Source organism: Streptomyces sp. NBC_00316 (assembly GCF_036158715.1).
Lineage (GTDB): Bacteria > Actinomycetota > Actinomycetes > Streptomycetales > Streptomycetaceae > Streptomyces.
Genome location: NZ_CP108023.1, coordinates 2,174,889 through 2,187,913, shown reverse-complemented (window position 1 = coordinate 2,187,913; position 13,025 = coordinate 2,174,889). Strand labels below are relative to the sequence as shown.

Sequence of the window (13,025 nt, the reverse complement as noted above, 5' to 3'; positions counted from 1 at the left end):
GTGGGATGAACGAACGGCCGGTACCTCACCCGAGGTACCGGCCGTTCACAGGTGTGCGGAGGTCAGGAGATCAGCTCCACCTCCGCCAGCGTTCCCTCACCTTCCGGCACCAGGCGGTAGTGCGCGTACGTTCCCGTCGTGCTCACCGAGAACACCCGCGTCTGCTTGTCCCACGCGAACGACTGCGCCGACCGCTTGTCCAGGTCCTTCCACGTCGTGCCGTCCGACGAGCCCTGCAGCACCCAGCCCTTCGGGGCCTTCGCCGCCGCGCCCGACGTCAGCGTGTACTGGACCGCCTTCGTCGATGCGGGCACCGGCAGCTCCACCGGGCCGTTCACGGTCGCCGTCGTGGCCGACGTGTTGTCGAACAGGGCGCCCTCGCCCTTCAGCACGTCCTTCTTCGGCGACGGCACCTGGTCGTCCTTGGTGATCGACGTCGGGGCCGCGTCCTTGCCCGTACCCCACGCCGACGGCTTGGCGCCCATGTCGAACTCGAGGACGCCGCCCTTGGCGAGCAGGTCGTGCGGCAGCGACGTGGACGTCCACTTCTTGCCGTTGACCTTCAGGCCCTGCACATAGATGTTCTTCGCGCTGTTCTTCGGAGCCTCGACCACCAGGTCGTGGCCGTTCTCCAGGTGGACGGTCGTCTTCGTGAAGAGCGGCGAGCCGATCGCGTACTCGCCACTGCCCATCACCAGCGGATAGAAGCCGAGCGAGGAGAAGAGGTACCAGGCCGACTGCTCGCCGTTGTCCTCGTCACCGTGGTAGCCCTGGCCGATCTCGCTGCCGGTGTAGAGGCGGCTGAGGACCTCGCGGACCTTCTCCTGGGTCTTCCAGGGCTGCGACGCCGCGTCGTACATGTAGGTGACGTGGTGCGCGACCTGGTTGCTGTGGCCGTACATGCCCATCCGGACGTCACGCGCCTCCGTCATCTCGTGGATGACACCGCCGTACGAGCCGACGAATTCCGGGCCCGCCGTCTCGGGGGTGGAGAAGTACGTGTCGAGCTTCTTGGCCAGGCCGTCGCGGCCGCCGTACAGGTTCGCCAGGCCGCGGCTGTCCTGCGGGGCCGTGAACGCGTAGCCCCAGCCGTTCGTCTCCGTGTAGTCGTAGCCCCAGATGCGCGGGTCGTACTTGTCGGAGGCGACCCGCCAGTCACCCTTGGCGTCCTTGCCCTGGAAGAAGCCCGCCTTGGAGTCGAACAGCTCGACATAGTTGCGGGCCCGGTTCAGGAAGTACTCCGACTCCTCCTTGTACCGCTCCTTCTTCGTCTTCTTGTAGAGCGCCTGGCCCATCTGCGCCAGGCCGTAGTCGTTGAGGTAGCCCTCCAGCGACCAGGACAGACCCTCATGCGTCGACGTGTTTGCGTAACCCGCGAACGGCGACGTCTCCATGCCCTTCCGGCCGACACCCGACGACGGCGGAACCACCGTGGCGTTCTTCAGCGCCGCCTCGTAGGCCGCCTCGCCGTCGAACTTCACGCCCTTGACGTAGGCGTCCGCGAACGCGACGTCCGACGAGGTGCCGGTCATCAGGTCGGCGTAGCCGGGGGAGGACCAGCGGGAGATCCAGCCGCCGTCCTTGTACTGCTGGACGAAGCCGTCGACCATCTCGCCGGCCTTCTTCGGAGTGAGGAACGAGTACGCGGGCCACGTCGTCCGGTACGTGTCCCAGAAGCCGTTGTTGACGTACACCTTGCCGTCGACGATCTTCGCCCCCGTGTGGGTGGGGGTGTCGGAGCCGATCTGCGGCGAGAACGGGCTGGCGTACTGGTCCTTGCCGCCGACCTTCTCGAAGCCCGAGTTCGGGTAGAGGTACAGGCGGTACAGGCTGGAGTAGAGACTCGTCAGCTGGTCGGCGTCGGCGCCCTCGACCTCCACCTTGCCCAGGATGTCGTCCCAGGCGTGCTGCGCCTGGTCCTCGACGCGGCCGAAGGAGCGGGACGCGGGGATCTCCGCGGCGAGGTTCTGCTTCGCCTGGTCGATGCTGATCAGCGAGGTGGCCAGGCGGAGGTTGACCGTACGGTCCTTGCCGGCGTCGAAGCGGAGGTAGCCCGTCACGTCGTCACCGGCGCCGCCCTTGAGCTTGCCGCTCGCGGTGACCGGTGCGTCGAAGACGCCGTAGACGAAGAGCCGGGTGGCGCCGGTGGAGAGGCCGCTCTTCACGTCGGAGAAGCCGGTGAAGGAGCTGGTCCCCGGGTCGAGGGTGAGCCCGCCGTCGTTGGAGATGTTGTCGAAGACGACGGACGCGTCGTCACCGGGGTAGGTGAACCGCATCCGCGCCGCGTGGTCGGTCGGCGTCATCTCGGCCTTGAGGCCGTTCTCGAACGTCACACCGTAGTAGTGCGGCTTCGCCGTCTCGTTCTCGTGCTTGAACGGCAGCGCGCGCGCCGTGCGGGAGGCGTCCGGCTCGTCCTTGGCCACCGACGGCATCAGCTGGAACGTCTGCCGGTCGCCCATCCACGGGCTCGGCTCATGGCTCGCGCTGAAGGCCTGGAGCGTGGGCAGGTTGTCGTCGTTGTTGGCACGCTGGTAGTCGTACAGCCAGCTCGTCGAGCCGGCGTTGGTGACCGGCGTCCAGAAGTTGAAGCCGTTCGGGACCGCGGTGGCGGGGAAGTTGTTGCCGCGCGAGAAGCCGCCGCTGGAGTTGGTGCCGCGGACCGTCGACGCGTAGTCGGACAGGTGAGCGCGCCGCTTCTCCGGGGCCTTCGGGGCGAGCTTGATGTCGTCGATCCAGCCCTGGAACTTCGCCGGGCCCTTGGGGGAGTCGTACGCCACCAGGATCCGGTCGACGGTCTTGCCCGCCGCGACCGTGCCGATGCGCGAGGCGACCTTGTTCCACTGGTTGACGTACAGCCGCTTGGCGTCGGCCTGGCCCTGCGGGGTCAGCAGACCGCCGTGGCTGTCGGTGGCACCCAGGTCGCTCAGATACGTGCCGTCGGTGAAGGCGAGATCGACCGACACATGGGTGGCGGGGTACGAGAGGTCCGTCTCGCCCATCTGGGGGTAGACCAGGTAGGAGAGTTCGGTGTCCCGGGTGACGGCCGTGTCGACGTCGAAGATCTTGTTGTACGAGTACGCGTGGCCGTCCGGCTTGTGCGTGCCCGCGTACCGCAGGGCCTTCTTTCCGGTGAAGCCCGCGCCGGCCTTGGCGGTGGGCGAGCCGGACGGGCCGCGGTCGATCTGGCTGCGCATCTCCTCGGGGGCGGGGGTGCTGGTGTCGCCGTCGGAGAACTGGACGTCGGCGAGCTGGGTGATGCCCGAGCCGCCCTTGTTCTTCGTGATGTCCAGGCGGAAATGCTGGTAGGCCGTGTCGCTCGAGAAGTCGTACGACTTCGTCTGGAAGCGCTCGGAGAAGGACTGGTCGGTCCGGGAGTCGAGGTCGGTCCAGGTCTTGCCGTCGGTGGAGCCCTTGAGGGTCCAGTCCTTCGGATCGCGCTCGTCGTGGTCATTGGCCGAAGTGAGCGCGTATGTCACGACCTTGACCGGTTCGTCGAGGTCGAACTCGATCCAGCCGGTGGACTCGAAGGTCAGCCACTTCGAGGAGGACTCCCCGTCGATCAGGTTCTCCTTCACCTCGCCGCCGCCGGTGTTCTCGCTGCTGGCGCGAAGATCCGTGACCTTGTCCGTGACGTTGCCCGGTATTCCGGCGGAGAAGCCGCCGTCGATACCCGATGCCCGGTTCTTCCCGTCCGGTCCCTCTTCAACGGTGTTGCGCCAGTCCGGCTGCTTTTCGTTCGCTTCGAACGATGAGCTGAATGTCTGGTCGCCCGTGGGCTTTTCACCCTTTCCGGCAGACCTTGCCGACTGCGCGGCGGCCGTGGTGGGGGCGGTCACCACCAGGACCAGTGAAGCCGCGATGAGTGCGGCCGTACGGTTTTGTCTCTTACGAGAACCATGTCGGGGCTGCATGCCGAGCCATTCCTCCCGAGGAAGCGCACTGGACAACGTTGTCAGGGCGATGTGCAGGATCCAGTAGGGAGGCAAGTGGCGCGATGTGTCAAGGGTGTTGGCTGGGAATAGCCGGGCGAATCGACCGGATTGCGGAAACTGTTACACCTGGAGGAGGTCGCGCGAGGCCCATGTATCCGCGAGGTCTCAACTCGGGAAAGACTGCCGATCAAACCTGTATTCGATCTTGATCAGTTGGCGACAAGTGGACTATACCTGTGGGCATCTGCACAGCCGCTTCACACGGGCGCGGACGCGGGGGTGGGGGAACGGCTGCGGGCCACAAATCGATGGCCTCGCTGTACGGTCTCCCGATACCCCCACTGCACCAGGCAATTCGGTACATCTGCATGACCAAGCGCAACTGACCGCGGTGGCGGGGCCCTTCGCCTGAGGCGATATCGACGGGTGACCGGTACACCGCCTGAGTCCTGGAGAAGGCGAGGACTTGAGCATGGGATCCACCTCTGCGCAGAGCGACAACGGCGGCCTCGGTCGCCGCGATCTGATCAAGCGCTCCGCAGCGCTCGGCCTGATCGCCGTTCCGACGATGAGCTTCCTCTCCGCCTGTGCGTCCGGCGGCGGCGAGGACAATGCGAAGGAAGAGAAGAAGGGCTCGGTCACCAAGGACAACCCCTTCGGCGTCAACAAGGGCGGAAACCTTGAGGTCGTCGTCTTCAAGGGCGGCTACGGCGACGACTACGCTAAGGCCTGGGAAGCGCTGTTCGACAAGAAGTGGGGAACCAAGACCACGCACCTGGGCACCCAGGAGATCACCGGCAAGCTGCAGCCGCGCTTCAACGGCGGCAACCCGCCGGACGTCATCGACGACTCGGGCGCCCAGCAGATCAAGCTCGACGTCCTCTTCAAGGGCGGCCAGCTCTTCGATCTCGCCCCGGTGCTCGATGCCCCGTCGGTCGACGACCCGTCCAAGAAGGTCCGCGACACCCTGATCGCCGGCACCGTCGAGCAGGGCCTGCAGGGTGGCAAGGTCGTCGCCCTCAACTATGTCTACACGGTCTGGGGTCTGTGGTACTCCGGCAAGCTCTTCAAGGACAAGGGCTGGGCCGAGCCGAAGACGTGGGACGACTTCCTCTCGATCTGCAAGAAGGCCAAGGCCGATGGCATCGGCGGTCTGGCTCACCAGGGCAAGTTCCCGTACTACATCAACATCCTGATCATGGACCTCATCGCCAAGACCGGCGGTCTCGAGGCCATGAAGGCGATCGACAACCTCGACCCGAAGGCGTTCGTCGGCAGCGACGCGGCCAAGGCGTCCATCGAGGCGGTCTACGAGATCGTCGAGAAGGGCCTGCTGATGCCGGGTACCAACGGTCTGACCCACACCGAGTCGCAGACCCGTTGGAACCAGTACAAGGCCGTGTTCATCCCCTCCGGTTCCTGGCTGGAGAACGAGCAGCTCAAGCAGACGCCGGCGGACTTCGACATGAAGTTCCTGCCGATTCCGCTGCTGCCGGGCAGCAAGCTTCCCTTCGAGGCGATCCGGGCCGGCTCCGGTGAGCCGTTCATCATCCCCTCCAAGGCCAAGAACCTGCCCGAGGCGCAGGAGTTCATGCGGATGATGCTCTCCAAGGAGTGGTCGACGAGCTTCGCCAAGGAGGCGAACTCGCTGACGATCCTGAAGGACGGTGTCGACCCGAGCGTCCAGCTGCGTCCGGGCACCCAGTCCACGGTCGAGGCGGTGAAGGCGGCGGGCGATGCCAACTCCTTCAACTACCTCTACCCGAGCTGGTACAGCGAGATGGACGTCGCCATCCAGAACGCGTCGAACGAGCTGATGTCCAAGCGCATCCAGCCGGCCGAGTGGCTGAAGCGTGCGCAGGCCGCCGTGGACAAGGCTGCCAAGGACCCGGCCAGCAAGCAGAACCACCGCGACTGATCTCGGCGCTCGCCGTAAAACCAGGGGCAGGATGTCATGCGAAAAGGGCAGTACAGATTCATCGCGGGATTTCTTCTCGCACCGCTGGCGTTGTATCTGATCTTCGTGATCTGGCCGTACATCCAGACCTTCGGGTACTCGTTCACCAACTGGTCCGGACAGTCACCGGTTTTCGACTTCGTCGGCCTGGACAACTACACCGCGTTGTTCCACGACGATGTCTTCCGTACGGCCCTCTGGCACAACATCCTGCTCCTGGTGTTCATCCCGGTCTTCACCATCCTGATCGCCCTGTTCTTCGCCTTCATGGTGAACGCGGGCGGCCGGGGCGGTTCCGGTGGTGTGCACGGCGTCAGGGGTTCGAGCTTCTACAAGATCATCTACTTCTTCCCCCAGGTGCTGTCGCTCGCGATCCTCGCGGTGCTGTTCCAGGCGGTGTACCGAAGTGACCAGGGAGGCCTGCTCAACGGGCTCCTCATGAAGCTCGGGCTGGTCGACGCGGACAGCCCCATCGAGTGGATGAACGACCCCAAGCTCGTGCTCTGGTGCCTGATGGTCATCATCGTGTGGCACGGGGTCGGCTTCTATCTGGTGCTCTTCTCCGCGGCGATGCAGTCCATCCCGAAGGAGATCTACGAGGCCGCCCTGCTGGACGGGGCCGGCCGCGCCCAGACCTTCTTCCGGGTGACGCTTCCGCTGCTCTGGGACTCCGTACAGACCGCGTGGGTCTATCTCGGCATCGTGGCGATGGACATGTTCGTCCTGGCGTCGACCATGACGCCGGGTACGGGCTTCGGTGGCGGCCCCGACCATCACGGTGAAGTGATGGCGACGGTGCTGATGCGGAACTTCCTGTACTTCGGCAAGAGCGGCTACGCCTGCGCGATGGGCGTCGTGATGCTCATCCTGACCATGATCATTTCCGTCATCACGCTGCGTGCCACCCGCCGTGAGCGCATCGAGTTCTGAGCGGGAGTCAAGCAATGAGTACACCCATCAAGGAACCGTCGGTCGCTGTCGACGACAGCATTCCCGGGCAGAGGACTGCGAAGAAGGCACCGGGGCCCGGTGACCGCCGGACCGAGGGCATGACCCTCAATGTCTTCTCGCACGGCTTTCTCGTACTGTGGGCCGTCCTGATCGTCCTGCCGCTGTTGTGGCTGCTGCTCAGTGCGTTCAAGACGGACGCGCAGATCGGTGGCTCGGCGCTGAGCTGGCCGACGAACTGGTCCTTCGACGTCTTCGGGCGTGCCTGGGACAAGGGCATCGGCGACTACTTCGCCAACACCCTGATCGTGCTGGTGTTCTCGGTGCCGCTGACGATGCTCTTCGGGGCGATGGCGGCGTATGTCCTGGCACGGTACGAGTTCCCGGGCAATCGGATCATCTACTACTTCTTCGTCAGTGGTGCGATGTTCCCCGTGTTCCTGGCGCTCGTCCCGCTGTTCTTCACGCTGCAGCGGTTCAGCCTGCTGAACACCTACCAGGGCCTGATCCTGGTGTACGTCGCCTACTCCCTGCCGTTCACCGTCTTCTTCATGCACTCCTTCTTCCGGACGCTGCCCACGGCGATCCACGAAGCGGCGGTCATCGACGGGGCCTCGCACACCCGGGTCTTCTTCCAGGTGATGATGCCGATGGCCAAGCCCGGCCTGCTGAGCATCGGCATCTTCAACGTGCTGGGCCAGTGGAACCAGTACATCCTGCCCTCGGTCCTGATGCAGCCGCAGAGCTCGGGGGAGAAGGAGAAGTACGTGCTGACCCAGGGCCTGATCCAGCTGCAGCAGCAGCAGGGATACGCGACGGACCTGCCGGTGCTCTTCGCCGGTGTGGCCATCGCCATGCTTCCGATGCTGGTCGTCTACCTCTCCTTCCAGCGCCAGATCCAGGCGGGCCTCACCGCAGGCACGATGAAGTAGCCGCGTACCGCCTGACGGCGGCCTTCGCCATCCGGACGCCGTCGGCCGATCCGGGGGCCTGTGTGACGACGGCCTGCGTGACCCCGTGGGGGTTGTGCAGGCCGTCGGCGTGTCCAGGGGAGGGATCGGCCACATCCATCCGGGCCGGGGCCGCTGGACATATGTCCGGACATGCCGCACCTCTTGCACACAGATGAACCGCCCGCCGGCCGAACGCCGGCGGGCGGTTCGTCTGTTTTTTTCACGCCCGCCCCATGTTTTCCCTGGTGAGGAGGGTCCGGCGGCCCGCTCATCCGAGGCTTCCGCTGCTCAAGGTCTTGACGGGTGGTGCCCCAAAACGCTCAGCTTAGAGTTCACATGTTAGAGAAACCGCTAGGAGTGAGAGAGTCGATGGAGACTCCCGGGTCGCAGACATCTCTGCATCGCGCCAACCTTGAGCGGGTTGTGCGCGCCGTGCGTATGGCGGGTTCGCTCACCCAGGCGGAGATCGCCAGGAGTACAGGCCTCTCCGCGGCCACCGTCTCCAACATCGTCCGCGAGCTCAAGGACGGCGGCACCGTCGAGGTGACCCCCACGTCCGCGGGCGGCCGCCGGGCCCGCAGCGTCTCTCTCAGCGGCGACGCCGGCATCGTGATCGGCGTCGATTTCGGGCATACGCACCTGCGGGTGGCGGTCGGCAACCTCGCCCACCAGGTGCTCGCCGAGGAGTCCGAGCCACTGGACGTCGACGCCTCGTCGGCGCAGGGCTTCGGACGGGCGGAACAGCTGGTCAAGCGGCTGATCGAATCGACCGGGATCAGCCCGGACAAGGTGATCGGCGTCGGCCTCGGCGTTCCCGGTCCGATCGATGTGGAGTCCGGCACGCTGGGCTCCACGTCGATCCTGCCGGGCTGGACGGGCATCAATCCCAGCGAGGAGCTGGCCGCGCGGCTGGGTGTGCCGGTGTACGTCGACAACGACGCCAACCTCGGGGCGCTGGGCGAGCTGGTCTGGGGCGGCGGCCGCGGGGTCAAGGACCTCGCGTACATCAAGGTCGCGAGCGGTGTCGGCGCCGGGCTGGTGATCGACGGGCACATCTACCGCGGACCCGGCGGCACGGCCGGCGAGATCGGTCACATCACGCTCGACGAATCGGGCCCTGTGTGCCGCTGCGGCAACCGGGGGTGCCTGGAGACCTTCACGGCCGCGCGGTACGTCCTGCCCCTGCTCCAGCCCAGCCACGGGCCCGATCTCACGATGGAGCGGGTGGTCCAGCTGGCCCGGGAGGGCGATCCGGGCTGCCGCCGGGTGATCGGGGACGTCGGGCGGCACATCGGCAGCGGCGTCGCCAACCTGTGCAACCTGCTCAACCCCAGCCGGGTGGTCCTCGGCGGCTCCCTCGCCGAGGCGGGCGAACTGGTGCTCGCGCCGATCCGCGACTCGGTGTCGCGCTACGCCATTCCCAGTGCCGCCAGGAAGCTCTCGGTCCTTCCCGGGGCGCTCGGCGCACGGGCGGAGGTGCTCGGTGCGCTGGCTCTCGTACTGAGCGAGATGGGCGATTCGACCCTGTTGGAGAGCACTCTGACGACGGCGACTCCTGCCTTCACTTAGATAACGAATGGCACCGTTGTCATCTCGTTAAGAATTTACTCCTTGACGTCGGGGCTGCGGCCGAGTTGACTTCCAGCCACCTCGGCCGCAACGTCGCGGCCTCGTCAGGGAGGTTCGAGAATGAACACGCGTATGCGTCGTGCCGCCGTTGCCGTTGCCGCCACCGCGATGGCTGTCTCGCTCGCCGCTTGCGGCAGCGCCAAGGAGTCCGGCGACAAGGCCACGGACACCGACTCCGCGAAGAAGGGCAACGATCTCAAGATCGGTCTGCTCCTTCCCGAGAACCAGACGGCCCGGTACGAGAAGTTCGACCGGCCGATCATCGAGAAGAAGATCGGCGAGCTCACCGGCGGCAAGGCGAAGGTCATCTACGCCAACGCCAAGCAGGACGCCACGGTGCAGACCCAGCAGGTCGACACCATGATCACCAACAAGGTCGATGCGCTGATCATCGACTCGGTGGACTCCAAGGCCATAGCCGGCGCCGTGAAGAAGGCCAAGGACGCGGGCATCCCCGTCGTCGCCTTCGACCGCCTCGCCGAGGGCCCGATCGACGCCTACACCTCCTTCGACAACGAAGAGGTCGGCCACGTCCAGGGCAAGGCCCTGCTGGAGGCCATGGGCTCCAAGGCCAACGGCGGCACGATCGTGATGATGAACGGCGCGATCACCGACCCGAACGCCGCTCTCTTCAAGAAGGGCGCCAAGGCGGAGCTCGACGGCAAGGTCAAGGTCGGCAAGGAGTACGACACCAAGGAGTGGAAGCCGGAGAACGCCAACGCCAACATGGAGGCGGCGATCTCGGCCCTCGGCAAGGGCAAGATCGACGGCGTCTACTCCGCCAACGACGGCATGGCGGGCGGCATCATCACCGCCCTCAAGGCCGCCGGTCTCGCCAAGCTCCCGCCGGTGACCGGTCAGGACGCCGAGCTGGCCGGTGTGCAGCGCATCGTCGCCGGTGAGCAGTTCATGAGCGTCTACAAGCCGTACGGCCCCGAGGGCGAGGCCGCCGCCTCGATGGCAGTGGCGCTGGCCCAGGGCAAGAAGCTCGACTCGATCGCCACCTCCACGGTCGACAGCCCGACCAACAAGGGCGTTCCCACGTTCCTGGTCCCGGTCGTCTCGCTGACCAAGGACAACATCAAGGACACCGTCCTCAAGGACGGCGTCTACACGCTGGACGAGATCTGCACGGCCAACTACAAGGCCGCCTGCGACAAGCTCGGCCTGAAGTAGGCCGCGCCCCCGCCGCGAGCGCGGTCGGGCACTCGCCTTGTTCGCAAGGCGAGTCGACCGCGCACCGGCAGCAAGCCCGCTGAAAAATCTCAGTGGCTTGCACCCCGTGGAAGCCTGTCCGGCGCCCCGCACATCAACCGTCCCGCTATCGGGCGGGGCGCCGGGCGGAACGCTTCCGCACTTCTGTTCTCTTCTGCTCGACCACCGCGCCCTCCCCCGGCGCGGCATCCCCGCCGGTCAGGCGGCGAAGGAGATGGTTCACGTGTCCGCTACGCCCGTGTTGGCGTTGCGAGGGGTCTCCAAGCGATTCGGTGCCGTTCAGGCGCTCACCGATGTAGAGCTCGAGGTCCACGCCGGCGAGGTGGTCGCCCTGGTGGGCGACAACGGTGCCGGTAAGTCAACGCTGGTCAAGACGATCGCCGGGGTCCACCCCATCGATGACGGAGTCATCGAGTGGGAGGGCAAGGGCGTCCAGATCAACCGGCCGCACGACGCCCAGAACCTGGGCATCGCGACCGTTTATCAGGACCTCGCGCTCTGCGACAACATCGATGTCGTCGGCAACCTCTACCTCGGCCGGGAGCTCCGTAAGTTCGGAGTCCTCAACGAGGTCGAGATGGAGCGCCGCTCCCGCGAGCTCCTCAGCACGCTGTCGATCCGTATCCCCAGCGTCCGTATCCCGATCGCCTCGCTCTCCGGCGGTCAGCGCCAGACCGTGGCCATCGCCCGTTCGATGCTCGGTGAGCCCAAGCTCGTCATCCTCGACGAGCCGACCGCGGCCCTCGGTGTCGAGCAGACCGCCCAGGTCCTCGACCTCGTCGAGCGGCTGCGCGAGCGCGGCCACGCGGTGATCCTCATCAGCCACAACATGGCGGACGTCAAGGCGGTCGCCGACAAGGTCGCCGTGCTCCGGCTGGGCCGCAACAACGGCGTCTTCGACGTCGCGACCACCTCGCAGGAAGAGATCATCTCCGCGATCACGGGCGCCACGGACAATGCCGTGACCCGCCGCGCGGCGCGCAACGGGGAGGCCCAGAAGTGAGCACCGACAACACCTCCAAGCCGATACTGGCGAAGACGGCCGACGCGCCCGCCGAGAACCCCGCTGCGGCGGCAGGCTCCGTCACCGCCGTCGACCCCCGGCTGCTCGTCCGTGAGCAGGGCATCGCCGGTTACCTCGGCGAGTTCAAGCGCAAGATGAAGGCCGGCGACCTGGGCTCGATCCCCGTCGTCCTCGGCCTGATCATCATCTGGGCGATCTTCCAGAGCCTCAACTCGAACTTCCTCACCGCGGGCAACCTCTCGGACATCTCGGTCGCCATGGTCGGCACCGGCATGATCGCGGTCGGTATCGTCTTCGTCCTGCTGCTCGGCGAGATCGACCTCTCGGTCGGCTCGGTCAGCGGTGTCGCGGGCGCCACCTTCGCCGTCCTCAATGTCACCCACGGCATGTCCGAGTGGCTGGCCCTGATCCTGGCGATCGTCACCGGCGCCGTGGCCGGCGCGATCCACGGCTACATCTTTGCCAAGATCGGCGTCCCCGCCTTCGCCGTCACCCTGGCCGGTCTGCTGTTCTGGAACGGCTTCATGCTCCAGATCCTCGGCTCCAACGGCACCATCAACCTCGACTCCGAGGGTCTGGTCGCCAAGCTGACCAGCTACTACTTCAGCGATGTCGCGGCCGGCTACGGCCTAGCCGTGGTCGCCGTGGCGGCGTACTTCCTGTCGGCCTTCTTCGACAGCCGTCGCCGTGAGGCGGTGGGTGTCCCGTCGCGCCCGCTCAGCGAGATCATCGTGCGCACGGCCGGGCTGGCCGTGGTGGCCTTCGCCGTCGCGATCATGTTCAACCAGTACAAGGGCGTGCCGCTCGCCGTGGTGATCTTCCTGATCATGCTGGTGGCGACCGACTTCGTGCTGCGCCGCACTTCGTACGGCCGCAAGATCTTCGCGCTCGGCGGCAGCGTCGAGGCGTCCCGCCGTGCCGGTATCAACGTGGTGATGATCCGGACGTCGGTCTACGCGATCTCCGGCACCTTCGCCGCGATCGGCGGCCTCTTCATCGCCTCCAAGATCACCTCCGCCAACCAGGGCGCGGGCAGCGGTGAGCTCCTGATGAACGCCATCGCGGCGGCCGTCATCGGTGGCACAAGCCTCTTCGGTGGCCGTGGCCGCACCTGGAACGCACTGCTCGGTGTGCTGGTCATCATCTCGATCCAGTACGGCCTCGCCCTCCAGGGCATCGCCTCGCCGATCCAGTACATGATCACCGGTGGCGTGCTGCTCGCCACGGTCGTCATCGACGCCATCACCCGCAAGACCCAGAAGACGGCGGGCCGCGCCTGACCGCGGTACCCGCGCCTGTGCCCGGCACCCTTCGTGGTGCCGGGCACCTGCGTGTTCGTCCGTACGCACACACCGATTCGCACCGGA

8 protein-coding genes are annotated in these 13,025 nt (G+C 66.2%); 7 read left to right on the top strand and 1 reads right to left on the bottom strand.

The window, feature by feature from the left end; all coding sequences use genetic code 11:
* Positions 1 to 62: 62 nt before the first annotated feature.
* Complete coding sequence (locus tag OG878_RS09610; protein ID WP_328886396.1) at positions 63 to 3,911, bottom strand: GH92 family glycosyl hydrolase; 3,849 nt, start codon at positions 3,909 to 3,911, stop codon at positions 63 to 65.
* A gap of 493 nt (positions 3,912 to 4,404) precedes the next feature.
* Between OG878_RS09610 and ngcE the strand changes: the two genes are divergently transcribed.
* The 7 genes from ngcE to OG878_RS09575 all read left to right on the top strand — a co-directional run bounded on the left by ngcE (position 4,405) and on the right by OG878_RS09575 (position 12,938).
* Positions 4,405 to 5,850, top strand: a complete 1,446-nt coding sequence (gene ngcE / locus OG878_RS09605) for an N-acetylglucosamine/diacetylchitobiose ABC transporter substrate-binding protein (RefSeq protein WP_328886395.1) — start codon at positions 4,405 to 4,407, stop codon at positions 5,848 to 5,850.
* A gap of 36 nt (positions 5,851 to 5,886) precedes the next feature.
* The gene (locus OG878_RS09600) at positions 5,887 to 6,819 is read left to right on the top strand and encodes a carbohydrate ABC transporter permease (protein WP_328886394.1); all 933 of its coding nucleotides are present in this window, start codon (positions 5,887 to 5,889) and stop codon (positions 6,817 to 6,819) included.
* Between the two features lie 14 nt (positions 6,820 to 6,833).
* Positions 6,834 to 7,769, top strand: a complete 936-nt coding sequence (locus OG878_RS09595) for a carbohydrate ABC transporter permease (RefSeq protein WP_328886393.1) — start codon at positions 6,834 to 6,836, stop codon at positions 7,767 to 7,769.
* 390 nt (positions 7,770 to 8,159) lie between these two features.
* Entirely contained in the window at positions 8,160 to 9,359 is a 1,200-nt protein-coding gene (locus OG878_RS09590; protein ID WP_328886392.1) for an ROK family transcriptional regulator, read from the top strand.
* A gap of 120 nt (positions 9,360 to 9,479) precedes the next feature.
* Positions 9,480 to 10,595 carry a sugar ABC transporter substrate-binding protein gene (locus OG878_RS09585; RefSeq protein ID WP_328886391.1) on the top strand — a complete coding sequence of 372 codons (1,116 nt, stop codon included), beginning with the start codon at positions 9,480 to 9,482 and terminating at the stop codon, positions 10,593 to 10,595.
* Between the two features lie 253 nt (positions 10,596 to 10,848).
* The gene (locus tag OG878_RS09580) at positions 10,849 to 11,637 is read left to right on the top strand and encodes an ATP-binding cassette domain-containing protein (protein ID WP_328886390.1); all 789 of its coding nucleotides are present in this window, start codon (positions 10,849 to 10,851) and stop codon (positions 11,635 to 11,637) included.
* Positions 11,634 to 12,938, top strand: coding sequence for a sugar ABC transporter permease (locus tag OG878_RS09575; RefSeq protein ID WP_328886389.1), 1,305 nt, complete (start codon positions 11,634 to 11,636; stop codon positions 12,936 to 12,938). The genes OG878_RS09580 and OG878_RS09575 overlap by 4 nt, the downstream gene beginning before the upstream one ends.
* Positions 12,939 to 13,025 lie beyond the last annotated feature (87 nt).

What these genes read in the sequence shown, in the direction of transcription:
- ngcE (WP_328886395.1), top strand. Translation starts at nt 4,405, where the DNA reads ATGGGATCCACCTCTGCGCAGAGCGACAACGGCGGCCTCGGTCGCCGC.
- OG878_RS09600 (WP_328886394.1), top strand. Translation starts at nt 5,887, where the DNA reads ATGCGAAAAGGGCAGTACAGATTCATCGCGGGATTTCTTCTCGCACCG.
- OG878_RS09610 (WP_328886396.1), bottom strand. Translation starts at nt 3,911, where the DNA reads ATGCAGCCCCGACATGGTTCTCGTAAGAGACAAAACCGTACGGCCGCA.
- OG878_RS09580 (WP_328886390.1), top strand. Translation starts at nt 10,849, where the DNA reads ATGGTTCACGTGTCCGCTACGCCCGTGTTGGCGTTGCGAGGGGTCTCC.
- OG878_RS09595 (WP_328886393.1), top strand. Translation starts at nt 6,834, where the DNA reads ATGAGTACACCCATCAAGGAACCGTCGGTCGCTGTCGACGACAGCATT.
- OG878_RS09585 (WP_328886391.1), top strand. Translation starts at nt 9,480, where the DNA reads ATGAACACGCGTATGCGTCGTGCCGCCGTTGCCGTTGCCGCCACCGCG.
- OG878_RS09590 (WP_328886392.1), top strand. Translation starts at nt 8,160, where the DNA reads ATGGAGACTCCCGGGTCGCAGACATCTCTGCATCGCGCCAACCTTGAG.